Below are 24821 nucleotides of genomic sequence, written 5' to 3' on the forward strand. Positions count from 1 at the left end.
TCCAGTGTGGGAGCGGGCTTGCTCGCGAAGCAGGCACCTCGGTCTCACTGGCCTGGCGCGATAAGTTGGCAAAGCTTGGCCGTCGCCTCGACCATCTGCCCACTCGGCCGCTCCAGCCCCTTATCCGTCACCAACAGCAATTGCCCATGCGCCACTGCCGCCACCTGCGGCCACGCCTTCCATGCGTCGAGTTGGGCCTGATCACTGGCCAGAATCACCTCGGGATTGCGCTGCAACACCGCCTCGACACTGACCTGCGGCGCGGGCAGTGTCAGGTCGGCAAACACGTTGCGCGCGCCGCACACCTCTAGCGCATCACTGATGATCTGCCCGCCACCCACGGTGTACAGCGGCCGATCCCAGACTTGATAAAACACCCGCAACGGCTCATCCCGTCGATAACGCTGACGCAGGGTATCCAGTTTTTGGCGCAGATCGACCGCCAACGTTACACCCCGTTCGGACCGACCGAGCTGCGTGGCAATCGCTTCTATTTGCGCCGCGAGTTGGTTGAGCGTGTGAGGTTCGGCGACATACGTGGGAATGTTCAACCGCTTGAGTTGCTCACGCTGGGCCGGGCCAACGCTGCCCGGCCAAAGCAGCAGTAAATCGGGCTGGAGACTGAGCAAACGCTCCATATCCAATTGACCGTAGCGGCCAACCGAAGGAAGGTGTTCAAGCTCGGCGGGACGTTCACCGGCATCCAGCACACCGACCAGCAGGTCGGCTGAACCCAGTTCGACAACGATTTCAGAGAGGGACGGCGCCAGGCTGACGACCCGCCCGACAGCAACCGCCGAACCGCTGACGGCCAGCAGCAGAACCGCCAGCCAGGCTCGAAGCATCAGCCGAGTTGACGCGGAATACGATAGAGGTAGAACAGCACCGTGGTCGACAGCGCCAGCAGCATCAACGGCACGGCTTCGAGGCCGACGAACACTGCCAGCGCGCCAATCCAGGCGGGCAATGCGGCCGCCAGGAACGCGGTACGCCGCTTGGCGGCCAAGGCGATCCAGGCGGAGGGTTCCTCAGGCGTGTCGAGGGCTTTTTGGGTGGCGATCAGGGCGTGCTTGTAGCCACCGAAAAACTTCAGGCTGACAAACATCGAGGCCACCCCGGCGATGAACAACGGCATCGCCAGTACCGGCAGAATCGCCTCGCCCTGGCCAAATACGCCATTGATCACCAACAGCGGCAACAAGGCCAGCGCCAGGTATTGCCACCAATTGAACGACAGCCGCCGCCGAACCTGACCGCGGGTCACGCTCGATCCGCCTCGCCTTGATGCTCGTTGCCCATCATGTGGTCGAGCTTGCTGGCCTTGGTCGCCAAGTAGAGTTTGTTGTGCGGGTTGTGGCCGGTGTGCAGCGGCACGCGCTCGGCGACCAAGATGCCCATGTCGGTCAAGGCTTTGACCTTGCGCGGGTTGTTGGTCATCAGACGCAGGGATTTTACGCCCAGGTGCTCAAGCATCGGCAGGCATATGGCGTAATCACGCTGGTCAGCAGCGAAGCCCAGGCGCTCGTTGGCCTCAACGGTGTCAGCACCACCGTCCTGCAATTCATAGGCGCGGATCTTGTTCAGCAGGCCAATGCCGCGGCCTTCCTGACGCAAGTAAAGCAGCACGCCACGTCCTTCACGGGCAATGGCTTGCAAGGCGGCTTCAAGTTGCGAGCCGCAGTCACAGCGCTGGCTGAACAAGGCATCACCTGTCAGACATTCGGAGTGCAACCGGCCGAGTACCGGGGCACCGTCGGCAAACTCACCCAGGCTCAGCACCACGTGCTCGCGGCCGGTGGCTTCATCGAGAAAGCCATGCATGGTGAATAGCGCAAAAGGCGTTGGCAGCTTGGAAGCGGCGACAAAAACGACAGGCACCGGTGTGCTCCTGATCAATAAGTGCTGGAGATTCGCAGACGCGGCATTGTAACAGCAGGTTCCTAAGGACGCTTAGGCTGAATTATGGAGCATAACGATCAAAAAGTTAGATTTCAGGCCACCACTCCCACAGGGGATCGGTGCCAGTCACAGGAATTGTGTTCAGTTCTCGTTGAACGGGTAGGGCTGTGTCCAGCGCTCGAAGATCGGTTTCAACGCGCCGCTTTTCACCAGCAGATCCATGCGCTGGTCGAACAATGCCATCAACGTCCGAGCCTCGGGTGTATTGGCGAAGCACAGATACAGCGGCAATTCAGCGATATGCGTGCGGCGGTACTGGGAAGGATCCTTGGCCCGTTTGACGATGTAATCGATCTCGGTCAGCGCGTCGATGTAAAAGTCGGCGCGGTTGTGGGTCAGCATCGACAAAATGCCCGCGCGCCGCACGACCTCGTTATAGCGCTGCACATTGGGCAGGTACTTCTGGTACTCGTAACCGCGGACCCAGGCCAGTCGATAGTTGCCGAGGGTCTCCGGGGTCGGCGCCGGATTACTGGCCAGGCCCAGGGCGTAGATGTGATCGGTATCGTAATTCCAGCGTGGATAAAGCACATCGCTGGCCTCGTCACGGTAAGAACCGACACAGGCATCCACTTCACCGCGTTGGGCCAGGCCCACGGCGCGGGTGTAGGGTTCGATGCGCAAGTCCAGCTTGACCCCGGCAGGCTCGTAGATAGCCCGCAGCACGTCCCAGCCCAGGCCATGCCCGTCAGCGGCGGTGTAGTCTTCCCATTCTTCGCTGGCCAGATGAATCACAGACGGCGTCGGCGCTGCATCCCCCGCCTGAGCGAGTGAGTAAAACATTGCAAAAAAAACCGCCAACCAGCGCCGAGCCATCCTAGTCCCCTTGCTTCGCCCGTCAGGCGAAAATCCATACCAGCCCTTGCATTGCCAACCACGCAAATACGCCTGCCAACACGTCGTCGAGCATGATCCCCACGCCGCCATGCACATGCCGGTCGATCCAGTGAATCGGCCAGGGCTTGAGAATGTCGAAGAAGCGGAACATCAGGAAACCCGCCAGCAACCAGTACCAACCTTCCGGCACCAGCCACAGGGTAATCCACATCCCGACCATCTCGTCCCAGACGATGCCCTCGTGGTCGTGCACTCGCAAATCATCGGCCACTTTGCCGCACAGCCAGAAGCCGAACAGCATAGTGATACCGAGCATCAGCCAGTAACCCCAGTCGGGCAGCATTTGCCACAACGGGATAAAGGGTAGCGCAACTAACGAACCCCAGGTGCCCGGTGCTTTTGGCAGGGTGCCCGAGCCGAAGCCGAACGCCAGGAAATGCCAGGGATTGCGCCAGACCGATGGCGGCACGAATTCCGCCGGGACCTGTTTGGGATGATCTGTCACGGTGTCTCCCGAAAATGTTGATAGCCCCGGGTTTGCGGGGTGATGTCTTGGCCATCGGCATCCAGCAGCGTCACGCCCTGCCCCGTCACGACACGCCCGACCACATGTATCGGCCAGCCGTCCTCCAGCAATGAAGACAACTCGACGGACGGTAAGGTGAAGGCCAGTACATAATCGTCGCCGCCACTCAGGGCTGCCGTTTCGGCACCGGATTGACCGAAGAACGCCACTAACGCCGCCGACACGGGCAGCTTACTCCGCTCAACCTGAATACCGACCTTCGACGCTAGCGCTATGTGCCCGCAGTCAGCGAGCAGGCCGTCGGAGATGTCCAGCGCCGAGGTCGCCTTGCCGCGCAATGCCTGGCCCAACGCCAATTGCGGCTGCGGCGACCAGTAATGCGCCAGCAGCGGCGCGGCGATGGCTGCGTCAGCGCTTCGTTGACCCAACACCAGTGGCAAAGCCCCCGCCGCGTTGCCCAGTTCACCGCCAACGCAAAGCAAGTCACCGGGTTGCGCGCCGCTACGGATCAGCGCCTTTCCGGCCGGCACACGACCGAACACGGTCATGGTCAGGCTCAGCGACCCCCGGGTGGTATCGCCGCCCACCAGTGCCACGCCGCAGCGTTGCGCCATGAGGTTCAAACCACGGGAGTACGCCTCCAGCCAATCGGCGGTCACAGTCGGCAAGGTCAGGGCAAGGGTAAAGGCGACGGGGGTGGCGCCCATGGCAGCCAGGTCGCTGACGGCTACAGCCAGCGAACGCTGACCGAGTAGAAACGGATCGCAGGGATCTGCGAAATGCACGCCGGCAACCAGCGTGTCGGTGGAAATGGCCAACTGCTCCCCGGGGGGAACAGCCAGCAGGGCGCAATCATCGCCGATCCCAAGGGCAACGCCCTCGCCGCCTTGCGCACAAGGCGCGGCGGCGAAGAAGTTGCGGATCAGCTCAAACTCGCCCATCGCGATATCAAGCGCTGACTAGCGCTTGAACGCCTTCACTTCAGCTTCACGCAGACGCGGGGCCAGCTTGTCGAGTACGCCGTTGACGAACTTGTGGCCGTCGGTGGAACCGTAGACCTTGGCCAGTTCGATCCCTTCGTTGATCACAACGCGGTACGGCACATCGACACGCTTGATCAGCTCCCAGGTGGACAGGCGCAGAACGGCCAGTTCAACCGGATCGAGCTCATCAATGGTGATGTCCAGGCACGGCGCGAGCGCAGAATCGATCTCGGTCTTGTGCGCTGGTACACCGTGCAGGATGTCGTGGAAGTAAGCGGCATCGACATCACTGAAATCGTTATCGACCCGAAACTGCGCTTCGATCTCGTTCAGCGAAGTTTTGGCCATGTGCCATTGGTACAGCGCCTGAGTCGCGAGCTGACGGGCTTCGCGACGCTTGACGCTCTTGGATGGCTTGCCAGCGTCCGCAGGTTTCGGATCACGCGGGTTGAAACGATCGCTTTCGTCGCTAATCACTTGGCCTCCAACTGCGCCAGCAGGCTGACCATTTCCAGAGCGGACAGGGCAGCTTCGGCACCTTTGTTACCGGCCTTGGTGCCGGAACGTTCGATGGCTTGCTCGATGGAATCAACGGTCAGCACGCCGAAAGCGACTGGAACGCCGAACTCCATGGACACCTGGGCCAGGCCCTTGGTGCATTCGCCCGCCACGTATTCGAAGTGCGGAGTACCGCCACGAATGACCGCGCCCAGAGCGATGATTGCCGAGTATTCGCCCTTCTGAGCGACTTTCTGCGCAACCAGCGGAATTTCGAAGGCGCCAGGAGCGCGGATGATGGTGATGTCGCTTTCGCTTACGCCGTGGCGAACCAGGGCATCCACTGCACCGCTGACCAGACTTTCAACGACGAAACTGTTGAAACGGCCCACTACCAAAGCGTAGCGGCCTTTAGGGGCGATGAAGGTACCTTCGATGGTCTTCAGGGTCATTCGTTAGATCTCTTAAAGAGCCGGGACGCGTTTTCTACGCGTCCCTCAGTGATTTTTTAGCCGCGAATCAAGGACTGGAAACAACCGGTCATTATTCGGAGGGCACGTATTCTACAACTTCCAGATCGAAACCGGATATCGCATTAAATTTCATTGGCGCACTCATCAGGCGCATTTTGCGTACGCCCAAGTCCCGAAGGATCTGCGAACCGGCACCAACGATGCTGTAGGTGGTCGGTTTTTTCACGGCCGCCTGGTCGGCGGTTTCGCGAATGTGCGCCAGCAGCACATCGCCATCGAGCGGGTGACCGAGCAACAGCACCACACCGCTGCCGGCCTCGGCGACCGCAGCCATGGCTGCGCGCAGGCTCCAGCGGCCCGGTTGCCTGACCATCAACAGGTCACGCAGCGGGTCCATGTTGTGCACGCGAACCAGAGTCGGTTCTTCGGCGCAGACAGTGCCAAGGGTCAGGGCCATGTGCACGTCGCCTTCCACGGAATCACGATAGGTCACCAGGTTGAATTGGCCCAGTTCGCTGTCCAGTGGCTGCTCGGCAATCCGCTGAACGGTACGTTCGTGGATCATCCGGTAGTGGATCAGGTCGGCGATGGTGCCGATCTTGATGTCGTGTTCAGCGGCGAAAGCTTCCAGTTCGGCGCGACGGGACATGGTGCCGTCGTCGTTCATCACTTCGCAGATCACGCCGCTCGGCTCGAAACCGGCCATGCGCGCCAGGTCGCAGGCGGCTTCAGTGTGGCCCGCGCGGGCCAGAGTGCCACCAGCCTGGGCCATCAGCGGGAAGATGTGACCCGGGCTGACGATGTCTTCAGCCTTGGCGTCTTTCGCGGCGGCCGCTTGCACGGTGCGCGCACGGTCGGCGGCGGAGATGCCGGTGGTCACGCCTTCGGCCGCCTCGATGGAAACGGTGAACTTGGTGCCGAAACCGGAACCGTTGCGTGGTGCCATCAGCGGCAGCTTCAGCAGTTCGCAACGCTCGCGGCTCATCGGCATGCAAATCAGGCCACGGGCATGCTTGGCCATGAAGTTGATGTGCTCGGGCTTGCAGCACTCGGCGGCCATGATCAGGTCGCCTTCGTTCTCGCGGTCTTCGTCATCCATGAGGATGACCATCTTGCCTTGGCGGATGTCTTCAACCAGTTCTTCGATGCTATTGAGCGCCACAAGGCACCCCCTTTCTTTGAAATTTGAGCTTCAGGATTTGAGGTAGCCGTTTTGGGCCAGAAAGCTTTCAGTAATGGTGCTGCCGGCAGTCGGCTCTGCAGCCTTGTCGCCCAGCAACAGACGCTCCAGATAACGCGCCAGCAAGTCGACTTCCAGGTTCACCCGGCGACCTGGCTGATACGACGCCATGATGGTTTCGCTCAGGGTGTGCGGAATGATCGTCAGCAGGAACTCGGCGCCATCGACCGCGTTCACGGTCAGGCTGGTGCCGTCGACAGTGATCGAGCCTTTATGGGCGATGTACTTGGCCAGCTCTTTAGGCGCGCGGATGCGGAATTCCACGGCACGCGCATTTTCGGTACGGGTAACCACTTCGCCCACGCCATCGACATGACCACTGACCAGATGCCCGCCGAGGCGAGTGGTCGGGGTCAGGGCTTTTTCCAGGTTTACCGGGCTGCCGCTTTTGAGGTCGTTCATGGCCGTGCAGTCGAGGGTTTCGCGGCTGACATCGGCGGCAAAGCCGTTGCCAGGCAACTCAACGGCGGTCAGGCACACGCCGTTGACCGCGATGCTGTCGCCCAGTTTGACGTCGCTCAGGTCGAGCTTGCCGGTTTCTACGTGTACCCGTACATCTCCGCCTTTTGGGGTCAATGCACGAATACTGCCGATGGATTCGATGATGCCGGTAAACATGGAGTCCTCCTCGAGAACAAAGCCGTCGCTAGGCTGCGGCCGGGAATTATACGCTCGCCGCTGATGAAGGAATGGCAGTGACCCGCCAGTCATCGCCAACCGCGCGAATTTCGGTGATTTTGAGCTCGGGCGCATCTTTCATTTGCGCGAGCGGCCAGTCGAGCAGTGGCCGCGCCGAGGAGCCGAGGAACTTGCCGGCGATGAAAATCTGGAATTCATCCACCAGACCTTGCTGAGCGAAAGCGCCGGCCAGACGCGGGCCGGCTTCGACCAGCACTTCATTGACCCCGCGATGGGCGAGTTCGACCAGCAACTGACGCAGATCGACCTGACCATCAACGCCGGGCACGATCAGACATTCAGGGCCATTAGCGTACTGTTCCTCCACCGCCACGCAGGTGGCGACCAACGCCGGACCGGCCTTGAAAAACGGTGCATTCAGCGGCACTCGCAGACGACCGTCGATCAGCACGCGCAGCGGCAGTCGGCTCATGGCCAAAGCGGTTTGCTCCGGGTCCAGACCCAATTCGTCAGCACGCACGGTCAACCGGGCGTTGTCCGCCAGCACCGTGTCGGCGCCGGTCAGCACCACGCTGGCCTGTGCACGCAGGCGTTGCACCGCCGAACGCGCCGCTGTGCCTGTGATCCATTGGCTTTCGCCGCTTTCCATCGCGGTGCGACCGTCCAGGCTCATGGCCAATTTGACCCGCACGAACGGCAAACCGTGTTCCATGCGCTTGAGAAAACCTTGATTGAGCTTGCGCGCTTCACCTTCCAGCACGCCACTTTCGGTGGAGATCCCGGCCTGGGCCAGGCGTTGCAGACCGCGACCGGCGACTTCCGGATTCGGATCCTGCATGGCCGCGACCACGCGGGCGACCCCGGCATTCACCAGTGCATCGGCGCAGGGCGGCGTGCGGCCGTGGTGGCTGCACGGTTCCAGTGTCACGTAAGCGGTAGCGCCACGGGCCTTGTCACCGGCGGCTTGCAGGGCGTGGACTTCAGCATGTGGCTCGCCGGCGCGCACGTGCCAGCCTTCGCCGACAATCTGCCCGTCACGCACGATCACACAGCCCACCCGAGGGTTGGGGTGCGTCGTGTAATGGCCTTTGCGCGCCAGTTCCAGCGCGCGGGCGATGTAATGGGCGTCGAGGATGGCTTGTTCGGCGGGCGTATTCATTCTTTCACCGGCTCACGGGCCAGGCGATCGATCTCTTCGCGGAACTCGTTGAGGTCCTGGAAGCGGCGATACACCGAAGCAAAGCGGATGTAGGCGACTTCGTCGAGCTTTTGCAGCTCGGCCATCACCAGTTCACCGACCACGAGGGATTTGACCTCACGCTCGCCGGTGGCACGCAGTTTGTGTTTGATGTGCACCAGCGACGATTCGAGGCGCTCGACACTCACCGGGCGCTTCTCCAGCGCACGCTGCATACCGGCGCGCAGTTTTTCTTCGTCGAACGGCTGACGGCTGCCGTCGGTTTTGATCAGGCGCGGCAACACCAGTTCGGCAGTCTCGAACGTCGTGAAACGCTCGCCGCAGGCCAGGCATTCACGCCGGCGGCGCACCTGTTCGCCCTCGGCGACCAGACGCGAGTCGATGACCTTGGTGTCGTTGGCACCGCAGAAGGGACAGTGCATGGTGGCAGGCAACAAAAAAAGGGAGGGCCATGGTAGCGCATCCCCGTGGCAAGACAAGCCATAGGGTTTGCGGTATACAGACGGCTATAGTGTTTGATCCATGGATTTCACCTTGCTGGAGCCGTAAATGTCCCTAAGACCGCTCGTATTGCTCAGTCTTTTCAGCCTGCTGGTGGCCTGCGGCAGCGATGCACCCAAGTCCCAGCCGCCGACGCCAGGGCCCGCCCCACAGGCGGCGCAGAAAAAAGCGCAAGAGTCGGCCAACCTCGGACCGCTGCCGGCGTATCAACGTGAATTGAGCGGCACCTTGCAAGGCGTGCCGGCCGGCGCCGAAGTCGAACTGGCGCTGCTGGTGATCGACGAAAAGGATCGCCCGCAACAATTGCTCGCCAGCTCCAGCCTGATCGGCACCAATCAAGTGCTGCCGTTTCACCTGCGCTTCAACCCGGAATCGTTCCCGTCCGGTGCCCGCGTCGAACTGCGCGGCCGCGCCAGCCAGTCCGGCCAGTTGATTCTGCATCTGCCGTCACAGGTCATCTCCCAGCCCACCACGCAGGCCCTGGGTCAGCTGCAATTCGTCAAAGCGCCATGATTGCCCCGCTCGACCTGCAACAGGCCTTGGGTGAACTGCTCGGTGATGCGCAGCTTGTCCCTGTTGCATTGCCCGAGACCGACCTGAAACTCTGGCTGATCGACGGCGACAACATGGACCGCGCGTTCAGCCCGGAAGAAACCCGACGGATCCTGCATGAACCGCCCTACTGGAGTTTCTGCTGGGCCAGTGGTCTGGCGGTCGCGCGTTATCTCGCCGAATTCCCCGAGTGGGTGAAAGGCAAACGGGTGCTGGATTTCGGTGCCGGCTCCGGGGTGGCGGGCATAGCGGCCGTAAAGGCCGGCGCGCTGGAAGTGGTGGCCTGTGACCTCGACCCGCTGGCGATTGCCGCGTGCCGGGCGAATGCGCAACTCAATGACGTACACCTCAACTACTCGACCGACTTTTTCGCCGAGGCGGACCGGTTTGATCTGATCTTGGTTGCCGATGTGCTCTACGATCGCGCGAACCTGCCATTGCTCGATGAGTTTTTAACGCGTGGCCAAGAGGCGCTGGTGGCCGATTCGCGCGTCAGGGATTTTCGCCATCCGTTGTATCAGCGCATTGAAATGCTGGAAGCGATGACCCTGCCGGATCTGGCCGAGCCTGAAGAGTTTCAGCATGTGAGCCTCTACCACGCCACCCGAACATGATCATTCCCACGCCGAGCGTGGGAACGATCATGCTCCGACTTCCGGCCCCACCCCGCCAAGCCGTATAGTTGCCCCATTCACGCTTCCAAGAGATCCCCCATGAGTCAGGAAACGCCGTACATCTTCGACGCCACGACTGCTGATTTCGACCAGTCGGTGATCGAGAACTCCTTCCACAAACCGGTGCTGGTGGACTTCTGGGCCGAATGGTGTGCGCCCTGCAAAGTGCTGATGCCATTGCTGCAAACCATCGCCGAGAGCTATCAGGGCGAGTTGCTGCTGGCCAAGGTCAACTGCGATCTGGAACAAGACATCGTCGCCCGCTTCGGGATTCGCAGCCTGCCGACCGTGGTGTTGTTTAAAGATGGTCAACCGGTCGACGGTTTTGCCGGTGCACAGCCGGAATCCGCCGTGCGGGCGATGCTTGAGCCTCACGTACAAATGCCGCCACCGGCCGCCGCCGACCCGTTCGAGCAGGCTCAGGCCTTGTTCGATGACAGTCGTTTCGCCGACGCCGAAGCCGTGCTGAAAGTGCTGCTGGGCGAAGACAACACCAACGCCAAAGCGCTGATTCTCTACGCCCGCTGCCTCACCGAGCGCGGTGAGTTGAGTGAAGCGCAAACCGTGCTCGACGCGGTCAAGAGCGATGAACACAAAGCGGCGCTGGCTGGCGCCAAGGCGCAGATCCAGTTTCTCGCCCAGGCCAAGGATTTGCCGGATGCGGCAGACCTGAAAGCGCGTCTGGCGAAAAATCCGCAGGATGATGAAGCGGTGTATCAGCTGGCGGTTCAGCAACTGGCTCGCCAGCAGTACGACGCGGCGCTGGATGCGTTGCTCAAGCTGTTCATCCGCAATCGCAGCTACAGCGAAGGCTTGCCGCACAAGACCTTGCTGCAGGTGTTCGAACTGCTGGGCAACGACCACCCGCTGGTGACCACCTACCGCCGCAAGTTGTTTGCTGCGCTGTACTAAACCGCCTCGTAGGAGCACGGCTTGCCGGCGATGGCGTCCCAGAGATCGCCATCGCCAGCAAGCTTCGCTCCTACGACCACCCGCTGGTGACCACCTACCGCCGCAAGATGTTTGCTGCACTTTACTAAACCGCCTTGTAGGAGCACGGCTTGCCGGCGATGGCGCCCCTGAGATCGCCATCGTCGGATCGCCGCCCGCAGCAAGCTGTGCTCCTACGCGGGCTCTTGCCAGCTGTAGAGCGGCGTATCGCCGCCGCTCGACACCTTCACATCGGCGCTATGGCGCAAGCGCACCAACAAGCGCTTGCCCGACGCCGCGCTGCCCGTCAGAGCTTCCAGCTGATCGAGCAAATCCGGCCCGCTCAATTGCCCGGCCTTACGCAACAGGTCCCTGGCGATCTGCCACAACACCTCATCCTGAATCACCGGTTTGGCTGGGGCGACACTCGCTTCGGGCCTGCTCACTTGCAACTGCGAGCCAAGTTTCGTCCAGTCACCGTCATCCATCTCCAGCGTCAAATCCACCGGCCAGTCGCCGATGCTTCCGCGTATACGCAACATACGTCTGCTCCTGCACATTTCTGACCTGCATGCTCCCATGGGACTTGTGCAACGCCAAGTAGCCGGTCAAACTCCTCGCACTTACGTTATAAGATTACATAACAAACTCTTCACTTTACTTTCCGGAGACCCGCCATGCGCCGTCTGCTGCTCGCTTTGCCGTTTGCCTTGTTGCCGTTGGCCGTCGCCCACGCCGCGGATGAACATGATCATGAGCACGGTAGCCTTGGCGCCCACGAACATGGCGTCGGTCGCTTGAATGCGGCGCTGGATGGTCAAACCCTGGAGCTGGAACTGGAAAGCCCGGCGATGAACCTGGTGGGCTTCGAACACGCCGCCACCACGGATGCCGACAAAGCCAAGGTCGCCGCGGTCCGTGCACAGCTTGAGAAACCGCTGGCGCTGTTTAATCTGCCGAAAGCCGCTGGTTGCGTAGTCGCCATGCAGGAACTGGAAAGCCCGTTGTTCGGTGACAAACCGGACGCCGACGATGATCACGATGAAGATGCCAAAGACGAACATCATCACGACCACAGCGAAATCCACGCTCACTATCAATTCATTTGCGCAGCGCCTGGTGCAGTGAAAACCCTCGACCTTGCGAACATTTTCAACACGTTCCCGGCGACCCAGAAAATTCAGGTTCAACTGATCAGCCCGAGCGGGCAGCAGGGCGTTGAAGTGACTGCCAAGGCGGCAGCCCTCAAGTTCTGAGCTCACTGAAAATCTAATGTGGGAGCGGGCTTGCTCGCGAATGCGGTGTGTCATGCAACATTGATGTCGACTGACACACCGCATTCGCGAGCAAGCCCGCTCCCACAGGGTTCACCACCAATCTGACCGGTTTCACATGACCCAAGCACTCATCGAACTGTCCGACCTGGGCTTCAGCTGGCCTGGTCACCCGCCACTGCTGGACATCCCGGCGTTTCGCCTGGAGCCCGGCGAAACCCTGTTCCTCAAAGGCCCCAGCGGCAGTGGCAAAACCACCCTGCTCGGTCTGCTCGGCGGCGTGCAGAAGCCGGATCGCGGCAGCATTCGCCTGCTCGGCCAGGAACTGACGGAGCTCGGTGCCGGAGCGCGCGACCGCTTCCGTGTCGACCACACCGGCTACATCTTCCAGCAGTTCAATTTGCTGCCATTTCTGTCAGTGCGCGAGAACGTCGAACTGCCCTGTCACTTCTCCAGATTGCGCGCCGAACGGGCGAAACAGCGCCACGGCAGCGTCGATCAGGCCGCGGCCACCCTCCTCGCCCACTTGGGCTTGAAGGATGAAAGCATCCTCAGCCGTCGCGCCGATCCGTTGTCCATCGGCCAGCAACAACGTGTGGCCGCAGCACGCGCACTGATCGGCCAGCCGGAACTGGTCATCGCCGATGAACCGACGTCGGCGCTGGACTACGACGCTCGGGAAAACTTCATTCGATTGTTGTTCGCCGAATGCCGTGAAGCCGGGTCGAGCCTGTTGTTTGTCAGCCATGACCAGAGCCTCGCACCGCTGTTCGATCGCCACTTGTCGCTGGCCGAACTCAATCGCGCCGCCACCCCGTTCGAGGTCTGAGATGTATTTGTTTCGTCTAGCCATGGCCAGTCTGGCTAACCGGCGCTTTACCGCGATCCTCACCGCGTTCGCCATCGCCCTGTCGGTGTGCCTGCTGTTGGCGGTGGAACGAGTACGCACCGAAGCCAAAGCCAGTTTCGCCAGCACCATCAGCGGCACCGACTTGATCGTCGGTGCGCGTTCCGGTTCGGTAAACCTGTTGCTGTACTCGGTGTTCCGCATCGGCAACGCCACCAACAACATCCGCTGGGACAGCTTCGAACACTTCGCCAACAACCCGAAAGTGAAGTGGGCGATTCCGATGTCCCTCGGCGACTCCCATCGCGGTTATCGGGTGATGGGCACCACAGAGGCCTACTTCGAGCACTACCAGTACGGCCGTCAGCAACACCTGGAATTGGCCGACGGCCGCGCCTTCGCCACCGACCCGTTTGAAGTGGTGCTCGGTGCCGAAGTGGCGGATGCATTGCACTACAAGCTCGGCGACAAACTGGTACTGGCCCACGGCGTGGCGGTGATCAGCCTGGTCAAGCACGACGACAAACCATTCACCGTGGTCGGCATTCTCAAACGCACCGGTACCCCGGTGGACCGCACGCTGCACATCAGCCTCGGCGGCATGGAAGCGATTCACGTCGATTGGCACAACGGTGTGCCAGCACAAGGCAACGGCCGGATCAGTGCCGATCAGGCGCGCAACATGGACCTCACGCCGCAAGCGATTACTGCGTTCATGCTCGGCCTCAACAGCAAGATTTCGACCTTTGCGATGCAACGCGAAATCAATGAATTCCGTGGTGAGCCGATGTTGGCGATCCTGCCCGGTGTGGCACTGCAAGAGCTGTGGAGTTTGATGAGCACGGCTGAAAAAGCCTTGTTTGTGGTCTCTCTGTTTGTGGTGCTGACTGGATTGATCGGCATGCTCACGGCGATTCTCACCAGCCTGAACGAACGTCGACGCGAGATGGCGATTCTGCGTTCAGTGGGTGCCCGGCCATGGCACATCGCGACGCTGCTGGTGCTGGAAGCGTTCGCCTTGGCGCTGTCCGGGGTGATCGCCGGCGTGGCGTTGTTGTATGTGTGCATCGCCGCCGCCCAGGGTTACGTGCAAGCCAATTACGGCTTGTACCTGCCACTGGCGTGGCCCAGCGAGTATGAATGGACGCTGCTCGGTGGCATCCTGATCGCCGCCTTGCTGATGGGCAGCGTGCCGGCCTGGCGCGCGTATCGCCAATCGTTGGCCGATGGCCTGTCGATTCGACTATGAGGACGTTGAACATGCCCCGCACCTTACTTGCGCTGCTGATGCTGGTCGCCCTGCCCCTGTGGGCGGCCGAGCCGAAAGACCTGACCTGGTCGGAAATGATCCCGCCGGATGCCGCGCCGGAAGTGCCAAACATGACGCCCCTGCACGACTTGTCGCAGATGAGCAGCACGCTGTCTGCCGAGTCGGCACCCGCCGCCAGACAGGACATGCCTAATGCGCCGGTGGTGAAGAGCCTTGATGGCCAGAATATTCGCCTGCCGGGCTACATCGTTCCACTGGAAGTGAGTGAAGACGGGCGTACCACGGAGTTTCTGCTGGTGCCGTATTTCGGCGCATGCATCCACGTGCCGCCACCGCCGTCGAACCAGATCGTGCATGTTAAAAGCGAAGTCGGCGTGAAGCTGGATGAGCTGTATCAGCCTTACTGGATCGAGGGGGCGATGCAGGTCAAGGCATCAACCAGTGAGCTGGCGGATGCCGGATACCAGATGGAAGCGGACAAGATTTATGTGTATGAATTGCCGGAGTGAATCTGGTGGTCATGTGGTGTTTGATCTATAGCCTTCGCGAGCAAGTCGAAGGGGTTCTCAGAAACACCACAAAAACCATCCCCATCACAGTTTCATTGAGCTGCATCAAAAGACCGTATCAGACCGCTTTGTACCATTGGACATCGAAAATTTTTAACGTCCTCTGGAGCCCTCCATGCACAAGTCCTTGCTCAGTGCTTCGCTGTTTGCCTTAGCGCTCACAGCCCCGCTCGCCCACGCCTTTGAGGCCGGCGACATCCTCATTCGTGCCGGTGCGATCACCGTCAACCCGAAAGCCGACAGCTCCAGCGTCAAGGTCGACCAAGGCCCGCTGGCCGGTACAGACCTGGGTGGCAAGGCCACCATGGACAGCGACACCCAACTGGGTCTGAACTTCGCGTACATGTTCGACAGTCACTGGGGTATCGAGCTGCTGGCAGCCACTCCGTTCGAGCATGATGTGAAACTCAAAGGCACTGCTTTGGGTTCAGCGGCCAACGGTAAACTCGGCACCCTGAAACACCTGCCGCCGACTTTGAGCGTTGTGTACTACCCGCTGGACTCGAAGTCCGATTTCCAACCGTACCTCGGCGCCGGCATCAACTACACCGTGATCTACGACGAACACGTCGGCAGCGAAGCCCAGGCCAAGGGCTTCAGCAACTTCGATGCAGACAACTCGTGGGGCCTGGCATTTCAGGTCGGTGCTGATTACATGATCACCGACAACATCTTGATCAACGCCCAAGTGCGTTACATCGACATCGACACCACCGCGACTGTTGAAAACAACGCGATTGCGCCGGGTACCCGGGCTAAAGTCGATGTTGATGTAGACCCGTTCGTTTACATGGTGGGCCTGGGTTACAAGTTCTAAGAAAGCCATTGTGGCGAGGGAGCTTGCTCTCGCTGGGCTGCGAAGCAGCCTTTGGATTGATGGCGACTGCTGCGCAGTCGAGCGGGACGGTGCGGCGTTCCGACGAGCTCCCTCGCCACAGATATTGCATCAACCATTCGGCCACAAAAAAGGCGCTTTCCGAGGCGCCTTTTTTGTGATCGCGAAAATCTCAGCGCTCCAACAACCGTGCCAGGCCAACACTCATGGGTGTCTGCGCAGGGTAGGTAAAGCGCTCCAGCAAACGCCGGTTGTTCGCCCGCGAATGGCGGATATCGCCAGAGCGCGCCGGGACGTAGCTGATGGGCGGCAACTCGCCGACCACCGCTTCCAGCGCTTGTAGCAATTGCTTGAGACTAGTCGCCTGGTTCCAGCCGACATTCACCGCACCGGCTTCAACTTGAGGCTTTTCGATGGCCTGCACCAGCAGTTCAATCAGATCCTCGACGTAGACGAAATCGCGCGTCTGCTCGCCATCACCGAACACGGTAATCGGCAGACCTTGGCGCGCCCGTTCGCTGAAAATGCTGATGACCCCGGAGTACGGCGAGGAGGGGTCCTGACGCGGGCCGAAGATGTTGAAGAAGCGGAAAATCACCGGCTCCAGCGCATGCTGGCGACGGTAGAATTCGAAGTAGTGCTCGCTCGCCAACTTGTCCACTGCGTAAGGCGTCAATGGCGCCTTGGGTGTGTCTTCGTCGATCGACTCACCTTCGCCATTGTTACCGTAAACCGCCGCACTGGAGGCAAACAGCACGCGTTTGACGCCGGCCTGGCGCATGGCTTCGCAGACATTCAGCGAACTGATGAAATTGCTTTGGTGAGTCTTCACCGGATCGGCCACCGAGGCCTGAACCGAGGCCACCGCGGCCAGGTGCGCCACGGCGCTGCAACCGACCATCGCCTGAGCCACCAAAGCAGCGTCGGCGACATCACCTACGATCAATTCGAGGTTGGGGTTATCCAGTGGCAGGTTGCTGCGTTTGCCGGTGGACAGGTCATCGAGAATGCGCACCGAATGACCCTTGGCGAGCAAGGCATCGGTCAGGTGCGAACCGATGAAACCGGCACCGCCGGTGATTAAAACAGGTCCGTCAGCCATGGCGATAAAACCTATCCAGTAGGCCCGGGAGTGCAGCGCGCCAGGCGCGAGGTTTGATCCCGAACGTGTGCAGAATTTTCTTGCAGGCCAGCACCGCGTGTTGCGGCTCTTCGGCGGCATCCGGTCGCGCGGCGTGAGCCTGGGCGGTCGGCGCTTCAATGGCCAGCGGATGCAGGCTGCGTGCTTCGGTCAGGATAGCCTGACCTAGTGCCAGCGGCGTGGTCGCCTCATGACCGGCGTAATGATAGGTGCCCCACAGCGGCGCCGCACAATCGAGTTGTTTGAGCACCGAGATGATCACACGGGCCGCATCATCGACCGGTGTCGGGTTGCCCCGGCGGTCGTCGGCCAACAGCAGTTCGTCAGGCGTTTCGGCCCGCGCGAGGAAACGCCCGAGCGTGCCGTCAGGACTGTCATCGAGCAACCAGCCGAAACGCAGCAACACGTGCTGCGGGCAAGTCGCGCGAACGCTTTGCTCGATGCGCCACAACGCCTGACCGCGCAGCCCCAGCGGAACCGGTTCGTCTTTTTCGCTGTAGGCGGTGGCACGGGAGCCATCGAACACGCGATAGCTCGAGGGTTGCAGCAGAACGATGTTGTGATGCTGGCACAGTTCGGCCAGACGCTCGATTGCTCGCTCCTGCCCGGCCAGACGTTGCTCGCTGACCGCTTCCGCCTGAAACCAGTCGAAGTAGTAGGCGAGGTTGATCAACGCGTCCGGGCGGGTGTCGTCGAGCAGTTGCGTCAGGCTCGCGGCATCCCAGCCGTCTTGTGGGGGGCGGGGGGCGAGGAAGCCGATGTCTTCCTCCGCACCGAGGCGAATCAGCGCCTGCCCAAGGGCATTTCCGCCGCCCAGTAACATAAGGCGCATTCGCATAGAGTCAGCAGGCCCAGTCAGATTGGAACGATGGCTTTATCGGCACGGCCCGCGGGCAATGCCGTTGATAGATGCCGGAATCGTTGCATTTTGCGGGTTTAGTGCGCAACCGTCATCCGTAAAGTGTAGTGATCCTGATATGAGGCGCTGCTACTGCCCCTTCGCGAGCAGGCTCGCTCCCACACTGGATCTGTGCATCAACACATATCCCCTGTGGGAACGAGGTACTAAGCGGTACTTGCATCTTCATCCCCCCACCCGCATAAATTACTGCATGAATCTGCCAATCCCGACGGACAGCGCCCTGGCAGGCTTCCACCCCGCCGTCAGCGCCTGGTTCAGCAACACCTTCCCGACGGTCACCGCCGCCCAGGCCCGGGCGTGGCCATTGATTCGCCAGCGCCGCTCGACCCTGATCGCCGCGCCCACCGGCTCCGGCAAAACCCTCACCGCCTTCCTCGCCGTCATCGACGACCTGGTTCACCGGGGGCTGGAAACCGACGACGGGCTGCCGGACGAAACTCTGGTGGTCTATGTCTCGCCGCTCAAGGCCTTGTCCAACGACATCCAGATCAACCTGCAAAACCCGCTCGCCGGGATCACCGAGCAATTACGGGTGATGGGCCTGCCTGCATTGCAGATCAACACCGCCGTGCGCACCGGCGACACACCGCAGAAAGATCGCTCAGCCATGCGCAAGTCCGCGCCGCACATTCTGGTGACCACCCCGGAATCCCTTTACGTGCTGCTCGGCTCGGACTCCGGCCGACAGATGCTCGGCACCACACGCACAGTGATCGTCGATGAAATCCACGCCATCGCCGCCAGCAAACGCGGCAGCCATTTGGCCTTGAGCCTTGAACGCTTGCAGGCGCTGTGCGCAGAACCGCTGGTGCGCATTGGTCTGTCCGCCACGCAAAAGCCCATCGAAGCGGTGTCGCACTTTCTGGTGGGGCGCGACCGTCCATGCGACATCGTCGACATCGGCCACGCCCGCCCAAGGGACCTGGACATCGAAGTCCCACCCGTGCCGTTGTCAGCAGTCATGGCCAACGATGTGTGGGAACTGGTCTACGATCGCCTCGCCGCCCTCGCCCGCGAACACCGGACCACGCTGATTTTCGTCAACACCCGGCGTCTTGCCGAACGCCTGAGCCGGCATCTGAGCGAACGTCTGGGCAAGGACGCCGTGGCCGCCCACCATGGCAGCCTGGCCAAAGAGTTTCGTCTGGACGCCGAACAACGACTCAAGCGCGGCGATCTGCAAGTGTTGATCGCCACCGCTTCGCTGGAATTGGGGATCGACATTGGCGACGTTGACCTGGTCTGCCAAATCGCCTCGCCGCGCTCGATTTCAGGGTTTCTGCAACGGGTCGGCCGTTCCGGGCACCAGGTCGGCGGTATGCCCAAGGGCCGCTTGTTCGCCACCACCCGCGACGACCTGATCGAATGCACCGCGCTGCTCGATTGTGTACGGCGCGGCGAACTCGACACCTTGCAGATTCCCACTGCGCCACTGGACGTACTAGCGCAACAAATCATCGCCGAGGTCAGTTGCCAGGAATGGTCAGAGCAAGCGTTGCTGGCGATGCTGCGTAACGCCTCGCCTTACGCCGAACTCGACGAAAAACATTATCAGGCACTGCTGCACATGCTCGCCGAGGGCTACAACGGGCGTCAGGGCATCCGCAGCGCTTACCTGCACCGCGACGCCGTCACTCGCACCCTGCGCGGTCGTCGGGGCGCCAAATTGACCGCCGTGACCAGCGGCGGGACCATTCCGGACAACGCCGACTACAGCGTTTTGCTGGAGCCCCAAGGGCTTAACATCGGCAGCGTCAACGAAGACTTTGCGGTGGAAAGCATTGCCGGGGACGTGTTCCAGTTGGGCAATACCTCCTACCGAATCCTGCGGGTCGAAACCGGCAAGGTCCGGGTCGAAGACGCTCAGGGCCAGCCGCCGACCATTCCGTTCTGGCTGGGTGAAGCACCGGGGCGCAGCCCGGAGCTTTCGTTCGCCGTCGCTCGCTTGCAAGCGCACCTCGACGACCTGCTCGGCGCCACACCGGGCAATCTGCAACCGGCCCTCGACTGGCTGACCGACACCCTCGGCCTGAACTTCGCCAGCGCCGAACAACTGGTCGATTACCTCGCCCGTGCCCGCCTGACGCTGGGTGCCTTGCCGTCACAAGACACGTTGCTGATGGAGCGGTTTTTCGACGAGTCCGGCGGCACGCAACTGATCATCCACACCCCGTTCGGCAGCCGCATCAACCGCGCCTGGGGCCTGGCCCTGCGCAAACGCTTCTGCCGCACCTTCAACTTCGAATTGCAGGCCGCCGCCAGCGAAGATGCGATCGTGCTGTCGCTGTCCACCAGCCACAGTTTTGAACTCGACGACGTCTGGCGCTACCTGCACAGCAACAGCGCCGAGCACCTGCTGATTCAAGCGGTGCTCGACGCGCCGCTGTTCGGTGTGCGCTGGCGCTGGAATGCCGGCGTTGCGCTGGCCCTTCCGCGCTACAGCGGCGGACGTAAAGTCCCGCCGCAGATCCAGCGGATGAAAAGCGAAGACCTGATCGCCAGCGTCTTCCCCGATCAGATTGCCTGCGTGGAAAACCTCGCCGGTGAGCGTGAAATTCCCGACCATCCGCTGGTGGAACAGACCCTCGACGATTGTCTGCACGAGGCGATGGACAGCGAAGGTTGGCTGGCTCTCTTGCGACGCATGGAACATGGCGACGTGCGGTTGATCAGTCGTGACTTGCCTGCGCCGTCCCCACTGGCGGCGGAAATCCTCAGCGCCCGGCCCTACACCTTTCTCGACGATGCGCCGCTGGAGGAGCGCCGCACGCAAGCAGTGCTCAACCGGCGCTGGACCGATCCACAGTCCACCAACGACCTCGGTGCGCTGGATGCCGACGCGATTCAAGCGGTACGCGATGAGGCTTGGCCGACGCCCACCGGAATCGATGAAATGCACGAGGCATTAATGAGCCTTGCATGCATCACCGATGCCGAGGGCCAGGCCAATGCGCAATGGCTCGACTGGCTGAACGCCCTGGCCACCAGCGGTCGCGCCAGCCGTTTGCAGATCAACGCCAGGCAAGGCTTGTGGCTGGCACTGGAGCGACTGACCTGCTTGCAGGCAATTTATCCACAGGCGACATTAGTGCCGGCGCTGCATGCGTTACCCGGTTTCGATGAGGCCTGGACGCCAGACGAAGCCGTGCTTGAAGTGATCCGCGCACGGCTCAGCGCGTTTGGGCCGCTGCCGCTCACGGCGATTGCCGAGCCGCTGGGATTGGCGGCGAATCATGTCACCCAGGCCTTGGCGCAACTGGAACGCGAAGGCTATGTGTTGCGCGGCCGCTTCACGCCCGGCGCAGAGTTTGAGCAATGGTGCGAACGACATTTGCTGGCGCGAATTCATCGCTACACGGTCAAGCGTTTGCGGCGCGAAATCGAGCCGGTGGCGTTGCAGGATTTCATGCGTTTTCTCTTCGATTGGCAGCACCTGTCGGCGGCGACTCAGGGCCAGGGCAGCGCGGTATTGCCCGCCATTGTCAGTCAGTTCGAAGGCTACCCCGCCGCCGCGTCAGCCTGGGACAGCGACATTCTGTCGGCGCGGATCAAAGACTATTCACCGGGCTGGCTGGACGATCTGTGCCGCAGCGGCAAACTGGTCTGGACACGCCTGACCGCCCGCAACAAAAGCGCCAGCACGGCGCTGCGCAGCACGCCGATTCTGCTGCTGCCGCGCAGTCAGGTTGGATTGTGGAGCGGCTTGACCGAGCAGACACCAATCAGCGAGCTGTCACCCAAGACACAAAAGGTTCATGAAGCGCTCAGCCAACACGGCGCGCTGTTTTTCGATGAGCTGATGCACGAAGCTCATCTGCTGCGCTCGGAACTGGAAATCGCCTTGCAGGAACTGGTCGGCGCCGGGCTAGTGAATGCCGACAGCTTCGCCGGGTTACGGGCGCTGATCACCCCAGCCAGCAAACGCCAGAATCGCAGCAGCCGACGCGGGCGCGGGCGCGGGGCGTTTGTCGGCGGCATGGACGACGCCGGGCGCTGGGCCTTGTTGCGCCGCGGACCGGCCGCGCCGGTTGTGGATAACCAACGTCCGGCGCCGACACCGACCGAGACACTGGAACACATCGCCATGACCTTGCTGCGACGCTACGGCGTGGTGTTCTGGCGCTTGCTGGAACGTGAGGCGGATTGGCTGCCGAGCTGGCGCGAACTGCTGCGTACGTTTCATCGGCTGGAAGCTCGGGGCGAGATACGCGGCGGGCGGTTCGTCAGTGGCTTGGCCGGTGAGCAGTTTGCGTTGCCCGAGGCGATTCCACTGCTGCGCGATGTACGTCGACGGCCGCATGACGGCAGTTTGATTGCGGTATGCGGGGTTGACCCGTTGAACCTGGCCGGGACGCTGTTACCCGGTGCGAAAGTACCGGCGTTGGCGAGTAATCGGCTGGTGTACCGCGATGGGCTTCCGGCGGCGGCGGAGATTGCCGGCAAGCCGCATTTTTGGTTGGAGCTGGATCAGCAAGCAGCTACTGAAATACGCAGTAAGTTGACTCGCCACTGATCGTTCCCACGCTCCGCGTGGGGAACGATCGGTCAGCCTAAACACACATCACTGGGTACGCGGCTGATCCGGCAACAACATCGACGAATGCTCCTGCGCCAACTCGCCATCCCCATCCATCTGCCGCTTGGGCATGAAAACCTGCTGTGGATAAGTCTGCGCAAAATGCACCCACGGGCTGTTATCCACAAGCTTTTTCAAACGCTGGTTGAATGCTCGGCTCACCGCATATTGCCCACCCGACACGGTGCGGAACTGCGCCGTCAGCACCACGCCATTGAGGTCCATTTTGTCGACACCGAATACGTCGAGTGGCCCTTGCAGGTTGTACTTGAGAAACGGGTCGTCGCTGATCGAATGCCCGGCTTCGCGGATCAACTCAATCGCCTTGTCGACATCGGTGTCGTAGGTGAATTGCACCGAGAAGAACGCATAAGCGAATTGCCGGGATTGGTTGGTCACGGCCTTGATCTGGCCGAACGGTACCGAGTGCACAAAGCCCTTGCCGTCGCGCAGACGCAGGGTGCGAATGGTCAGGCCTTCGACCGTGCCGGCATGCCCGGAATCGAGCACCACCCAATCACCGATCGACAAGGTGTCTTCGATGATGATGAACAGCCCGGTGATGACGTCCTGTACCAGCTGCTGGGAGCCGAAACCGATGGCCAGCCCCACGACCCCGGCACCGGCCAGAAACGGCGCCACGTTAATCCCAAGGTTAGCCATGGTGGTGATCGCACAAATCACCACCAGCAGGATTTTGACCGCGTTGCGCAGCAGCGGCAGGATGGTTTTCACCCGCGTACTCGGCTGGCGTGCAGAGCGTTTGTTGACCGGTGGCTTCAGGGCTTCCTGAATCGCTGTGTCGAGCACCACCCAGACCATCCAGGTCACCAGGAAAATCAGACCGATGCGGCTAAGCGAATCACTGATCGCTCGCCCGACCGTGTTGCTCATCGCGAACTCCAGGAGTGACAGCCCCCAGATACGCCCCAGGATATCGATGAAAACAATCGCCATGCCGATCCGCAGCAACGCGTGTGAAAGGCTCAGGAAACGCTCTTTGTAGGCATTGCTGCGACGCGCCGCTTGCTCGCTGCGGGACTTGAAAAGGTGATGCAGCGTCGTGCTGAGAAACACCGTCGCAATCAACAACACGGTGGTGAACAGTGCGCTGCGCAGCACTTGTTGATTGTCATCGCTGATGCTGACCAGGTTGATGACCGAGACCATCACCATCAACAGAATTGGCCAGTACCACAAACCGGAAAATATCCGCAGCGTCTCGCGCAGTGCCGGTTGTTTGAGGCGCTGGGCCAACGGCAGAATGCGGATCAGATGAGCAACCGGGCGACGCATTTTGATCACCAGCAGACCAAAGGCAATGGAGGCCCCCAGCCCGGTCAATACCGCGACACTGCTGGTGAGATTGCTGCCCAACTGGTGGGCGATCTGCGGGCTGGTCAAAGCATCGCTGATGGCGACCAGAAAGCCGATTCCAAACAACGGCCGAGGGCTGTATTGACGAAGGATTTGCACCGCCCGACGCTTGTGGCCGGCATTGAACAGGACCACCAATGTCAGCACCAGCGAGGCGGCGAAGATGCCGCTGCTGGTGGCATAGGCGAAACACAATGCCAGCGCCCGGCCGGCCGACACTGGCAAGTAGTGGCTGACAAAAATCGTCAACGGCAGGCTGATCAGCGCCGGAATGCTGAACGGCAACACATAACCGAGCACGGCCTGGCCGCGTTCGCGAGTGAGCAGCAAGCGGTGCTGGCTCAGTCGTTTGGCGAGCATTCCGCCAAGTAGCCAGAGCAACGCAAAGACGCCCGCCCACACGCCGGACAACAGCAGGAAATCCCCCCCCACGCTCCAGCTTGAACGCGCCGATGGATGATTGACCAGTTGATCGACTTCATCGGCTGCACGGTCTGCGCGCAGACGCCAAGCGTCGACCAAGCCTTCGTTGAGATCGAGTTTTCCCTCGACTTCATCGATGCTCGAACTGATCGCCCCCAGCAAACCACCCTGGACCAGTGGCTCCGGGTGGGCCGGTGGGGTCGCGGCGGTGCTGGTCGCCGGCAGGCCCGGTATCGCCGCCGCTTGCAGCCCGACGCTACCCGTCATGAGAAGTAGCGCCAGCAGTATCGCAGTCTTGAACGGATGCAAACGCAGTGCTCCTTTTGAATAGACGTAATGAAGGCGAAAGATCGCAGCCCTCGGCCGCGCCTACAAGCGTAGATCGGCTAAGCGCCTTGAAGGTCTCGAATCTTCGATCATTGTGGCCGGCTGATCAGTTGCGGCCAAACACCACCCCCCTTGTGGGAGCGAGCCTGCTCGCGATAGCGGTGTGTCAGTCAATATTTCGGTGACTGACACACCGCTATCGCGAGCAGGCTCACTCCTACATTGAATATTGTGTGGGTCCTTACCGTCC

The 24821-nt window shown here is 61.2% G+C and carries 25 protein-coding genes; 9 read left to right on the plus strand and 16 right to left on the minus strand.

Going from position 1 to position 24821, the window contains the following annotated elements:
• Positions 1-44: 44 nt before the first annotated feature.
• From ACA048_RS26110 to nrdR, 12 genes are all read right to left on the minus strand, one after another.
• Complete coding sequence (locus ACA048_RS26110; protein WP_497626888.1) at positions 45-845, minus strand: cobalamin-binding protein; 801 nt, start codon at positions 843-845, stop codon at positions 45-47.
• The gene (locus ACA048_RS26115) at positions 845-1264 is read right to left on the minus strand and encodes an MFS transporter (protein ID WP_497626889.1); all 420 of its coding nucleotides are present in this window, start codon (positions 1262-1264) and stop codon (positions 845-847) included. Before ACA048_RS26115 ends, ACA048_RS26110 begins: the two co-directional genes overlap by 1 nt.
• Positions 1261-1878, minus strand: a complete 618-nt coding sequence (ribA, locus tag ACA048_RS26120; RefSeq protein WP_497626890.1) for a GTP cyclohydrolase II — start codon at positions 1876-1878, stop codon at positions 1261-1263. The genes ACA048_RS26115 and ribA overlap by 4 nt, the downstream gene beginning before the upstream one ends.
• 162 nt (positions 1879-2040) lie before the next feature.
• On the minus strand, positions 2041-2775 hold the full coding sequence (locus ACA048_RS26125; protein ID WP_497626891.1) for a substrate-binding periplasmic protein: 735 nt from the start codon (positions 2773-2775) through the stop codon (positions 2041-2043).
• Positions 2776-2797: 22 nt separating this feature from the next.
• Complete coding sequence (locus ACA048_RS26130; protein WP_150782649.1) at positions 2798-3301, minus strand: phosphatidylglycerophosphatase A family protein; 504 nt, start codon at positions 3299-3301, stop codon at positions 2798-2800.
• Entirely contained in the window at positions 3298-4263 is a 966-nt protein-coding gene (gene thiL, locus ACA048_RS26135; protein ID WP_497626892.1) for a thiamine-phosphate kinase, read from the minus strand. The genes ACA048_RS26130 and thiL overlap by 4 nt, the downstream gene beginning before the upstream one ends.
• Before the next feature lie 18 nt (positions 4264-4281).
• The gene (gene nusB, locus ACA048_RS26140; RefSeq protein WP_123423461.1) at positions 4282-4782 is read right to left on the minus strand and encodes a transcription antitermination factor NusB; all 501 of its coding nucleotides are present in this window, start codon (positions 4780-4782) and stop codon (positions 4282-4284) included.
• Positions 4779-5255: a 6,7-dimethyl-8-ribityllumazine synthase gene (gene ribH / locus ACA048_RS26145; RefSeq protein ID WP_497626893.1), complete on the minus strand. Its 477-nt coding sequence runs from the start codon at positions 5253-5255 to the stop codon at positions 4779-4781. The genes nusB and ribH overlap by 4 nt, the downstream gene beginning before the upstream one ends.
• A gap of 91 nt (positions 5256-5346) precedes the next feature.
• Entirely contained in the window at positions 5347-6438 is a 1092-nt protein-coding gene (ribBA, locus tag ACA048_RS26150) for a bifunctional 3,4-dihydroxy-2-butanone-4-phosphate synthase/GTP cyclohydrolase II (RefSeq protein ID WP_497626894.1), read from the minus strand.
• A 30-nt stretch (positions 6439-6468) separates the two neighbouring features.
• On the minus strand, positions 6469-7134 hold the full coding sequence (locus tag ACA048_RS26155) for a riboflavin synthase (protein WP_497626895.1): 666 nt from the start codon (positions 7132-7134) through the stop codon (positions 6469-6471).
• 46 nt (positions 7135-7180) lie between these two features.
• Positions 7181-8314 carry a bifunctional diaminohydroxyphosphoribosylaminopyrimidine deaminase/5-amino-6-(5-phosphoribosylamino)uracil reductase RibD gene (ribD, locus tag ACA048_RS26160; protein ID WP_497626896.1) on the minus strand — a complete coding sequence of 378 codons (1134 nt, stop codon included), beginning with the start codon at positions 8312-8314 and terminating at the stop codon, positions 7181-7183.
• Positions 8311-8775: a transcriptional regulator NrdR gene (gene nrdR, locus ACA048_RS26165; protein ID WP_003228656.1), complete on the minus strand. Its 465-nt coding sequence runs from the start codon at positions 8773-8775 to the stop codon at positions 8311-8313. Before nrdR ends, ribD begins: the two co-directional genes overlap by 4 nt.
• A gap of 127 nt (positions 8776-8902) precedes the next feature.
• Here nrdR and ACA048_RS26170 point away from each other — a divergent pair, with 127 nt between their 5' ends.
• From ACA048_RS26170 to trxA, 3 genes are all read left to right on the plus strand, one after another.
• Positions 8903-9367 carry a YbaY family lipoprotein gene (locus ACA048_RS26170; protein WP_497626897.1) on the plus strand — a complete coding sequence of 155 codons (465 nt, stop codon included), beginning with the start codon at positions 8903-8905 and terminating at the stop codon, positions 9365-9367.
• Positions 9364-10020: a class I SAM-dependent methyltransferase gene (locus ACA048_RS26175; protein WP_497626898.1), complete on the plus strand. Its 657-nt coding sequence runs from the start codon at positions 9364-9366 to the stop codon at positions 10018-10020. The genes ACA048_RS26170 and ACA048_RS26175 overlap by 4 nt, the downstream gene beginning before the upstream one ends.
• Before the next feature lie 99 nt (positions 10021-10119).
• Positions 10120-10992 carry a thioredoxin gene (trxA, locus tag ACA048_RS26180; protein WP_497626899.1) on the plus strand — a complete coding sequence of 291 codons (873 nt, stop codon included), beginning with the start codon at positions 10120-10122 and terminating at the stop codon, positions 10990-10992.
• Between the two features lie 212 nt (positions 10993-11204).
• Here trxA and ACA048_RS26185 read toward each other — a convergent pair whose 3' ends face one another.
• On the minus strand, positions 11205-11552 hold the full coding sequence (locus ACA048_RS26185; protein WP_497626900.1) for a hypothetical protein: 348 nt from the start codon (positions 11550-11552) through the stop codon (positions 11205-11207).
• 135 nt (positions 11553-11687) lie between these two features.
• Between ACA048_RS26185 and ACA048_RS26190 the strand changes: the two genes are divergently transcribed.
• From ACA048_RS26190 to ACA048_RS26210, 5 genes are all read left to right on the plus strand, one after another.
• Positions 11688-12266: a DUF2796 domain-containing protein gene (locus ACA048_RS26190; protein WP_497626901.1), complete on the plus strand. Its 579-nt coding sequence runs from the start codon at positions 11688-11690 to the stop codon at positions 12264-12266.
• Positions 12267-12402: 136 nt separating this feature from the next.
• Positions 12403-13113 (plus strand): ABC transporter ATP-binding protein, encoded by a 711-nt coding sequence (locus ACA048_RS26195; protein ID WP_497626902.1) that lies wholly within the window; start codon positions 12403-12405, stop codon positions 13111-13113.
• A gap of 1 nt (position 13114) precedes the next feature.
• Complete coding sequence (locus ACA048_RS26200) at positions 13115-14380, plus strand: ABC transporter permease (RefSeq protein WP_497626903.1); 1266 nt, start codon at positions 13115-13117, stop codon at positions 14378-14380.
• 11 nt (positions 14381-14391) lie between these two features.
• The gene (locus ACA048_RS26205; protein WP_497626904.1) at positions 14392-14910 is read left to right on the plus strand and encodes a DUF3299 domain-containing protein; all 519 of its coding nucleotides are present in this window, start codon (positions 14392-14394) and stop codon (positions 14908-14910) included.
• Between the two features lie 175 nt (positions 14911-15085).
• Complete coding sequence (locus ACA048_RS26210) at positions 15086-15787, plus strand: OmpW/AlkL family protein (RefSeq protein WP_497626905.1); 702 nt, start codon at positions 15086-15088, stop codon at positions 15785-15787.
• Positions 15788-15977: 190 nt separating this feature from the next.
• Here ACA048_RS26210 and pgnE read toward each other — a convergent pair whose 3' ends face one another.
• Both pgnE and ACA048_RS26220 read right to left on the minus strand, forming a co-directional pair.
• On the minus strand, positions 15978-16907 hold the full coding sequence (gene pgnE, locus ACA048_RS26215) for a UDP-N-acetylglucosamine epimerase PgnE (protein ID WP_497626906.1): 930 nt from the start codon (positions 16905-16907) through the stop codon (positions 15978-15980).
• Entirely contained in the window at positions 16900-17784 is an 885-nt protein-coding gene (locus ACA048_RS26220; RefSeq protein ID WP_497626907.1) for a sugar nucleotide-binding protein, read from the minus strand. The genes pgnE and ACA048_RS26220 overlap by 8 nt, the downstream gene beginning before the upstream one ends.
• Positions 17785-18058: 274 nt before the next feature.
• Between ACA048_RS26220 and ACA048_RS26225 the strand changes: the two genes are divergently transcribed.
• Positions 18059-22381, plus strand: a complete 4323-nt coding sequence (locus tag ACA048_RS26225) for an Lhr family helicase (RefSeq protein ID WP_497626908.1) — start codon at positions 18059-18061, stop codon at positions 22379-22381.
• Positions 22382-22429: 48 nt separating this feature from the next.
• Here the strand turns inward: ACA048_RS26225 and ACA048_RS26230 are convergent, their stop codons facing one another.
• Complete coding sequence (locus ACA048_RS26230; RefSeq protein WP_497629934.1) at positions 22430-24511, minus strand: mechanosensitive ion channel family protein; 2082 nt, start codon at positions 24509-24511, stop codon at positions 22430-22432.
• Between the last annotated feature and the right edge of the window lie 310 nt (positions 24512-24821).

The sequence above is a fragment of the Pseudomonas sp. LBUM1659 genome (assembly GCF_059716045.1).

Excerpts from the sequence above, each read along its gene's own strand:
- ACA048_RS26220 (WP_497626907.1), bottom strand. The coding sequence starts at position 17,784 with ATGCGAATGCGCCTTATGTTACTGGGCGGCGGAAATGCCCTTGGGCAG.
- ACA048_RS26225 (WP_497626908.1), top strand. The coding sequence starts at position 18,059 with ATGAATCTGCCAATCCCGACGGACAGCGCCCTGGCAGGCTTCCACCCC.
- ACA048_RS26210 (WP_497626905.1), top strand. The coding sequence starts at position 15,086 with ATGCACAAGTCCTTGCTCAGTGCTTCGCTGTTTGCCTTAGCGCTCACA.
- ACA048_RS26230 (WP_497629934.1), bottom strand. The coding sequence starts at position 24,511 with ATGACGGGTAGCGTCGGGCTGCAAGCGGCGGCGATACCGGGCCTGCCG.
- ACA048_RS26170 (WP_497626897.1), top strand. The coding sequence starts at position 8,903 with ATGTCCCTAAGACCGCTCGTATTGCTCAGTCTTTTCAGCCTGCTGGTG.
- ACA048_RS26205 (WP_497626904.1), top strand. The coding sequence starts at position 14,392 with ATGCCCCGCACCTTACTTGCGCTGCTGATGCTGGTCGCCCTGCCCCTG.
- ACA048_RS26110 (WP_497626888.1), bottom strand. The coding sequence starts at position 845 with ATGCTTCGAGCCTGGCTGGCGGTTCTGCTGCTGGCCGTCAGCGGTTCG.
- thiL (WP_497626892.1), bottom strand. The coding sequence starts at position 4,263 with ATGGGCGAGTTTGAGCTGATCCGCAACTTCTTCGCCGCCGCGCCTTGT.
- ACA048_RS26190 (WP_497626901.1), top strand. The coding sequence starts at position 11,688 with ATGCGCCGTCTGCTGCTCGCTTTGCCGTTTGCCTTGTTGCCGTTGGCC.
- ACA048_RS26185 (WP_497626900.1), bottom strand. The coding sequence starts at position 11,552 with ATGTTGCGTATACGCGGAAGCATCGGCGACTGGCCGGTGGATTTGACG.
- ACA048_RS26200 (WP_497626903.1), top strand. The coding sequence starts at position 13,115 with ATGTATTTGTTTCGTCTAGCCATGGCCAGTCTGGCTAACCGGCGCTTT.
- pgnE (WP_497626906.1), bottom strand. The coding sequence starts at position 16,907 with ATGGCTGACGGACCTGTTTTAATCACCGGCGGTGCCGGTTTCATCGGT.
- ribD (WP_497626896.1), bottom strand. The coding sequence starts at position 8,314 with ATGAATACGCCCGCCGAACAAGCCATCCTCGACGCCCATTACATCGCC.
- ribH (WP_497626893.1), bottom strand. The coding sequence starts at position 5,255 with ATGACCCTGAAGACCATCGAAGGTACCTTCATCGCCCCTAAAGGCCGC.
- ACA048_RS26175 (WP_497626898.1), top strand. The coding sequence starts at position 9,364 with ATGATTGCCCCGCTCGACCTGCAACAGGCCTTGGGTGAACTGCTCGGT.
- nrdR (WP_003228656.1), bottom strand. The coding sequence starts at position 8,775 with ATGCACTGTCCCTTCTGCGGTGCCAACGACACCAAGGTCATCGACTCG.
- ACA048_RS26125 (WP_497626891.1), bottom strand. The coding sequence starts at position 2,775 with ATGGCTCGGCGCTGGTTGGCGGTTTTTTTTGCAATGTTTTACTCACTC.
- ACA048_RS26195 (WP_497626902.1), top strand. The coding sequence starts at position 12,403 with ATGACCCAAGCACTCATCGAACTGTCCGACCTGGGCTTCAGCTGGCCT.
- ACA048_RS26155 (WP_497626895.1), bottom strand. The coding sequence starts at position 7,134 with ATGTTTACCGGCATCATCGAATCCATCGGCAGTATTCGTGCATTGACC.
- trxA (WP_497626899.1), top strand. The coding sequence starts at position 10,120 with ATGAGTCAGGAAACGCCGTACATCTTCGACGCCACGACTGCTGATTTC.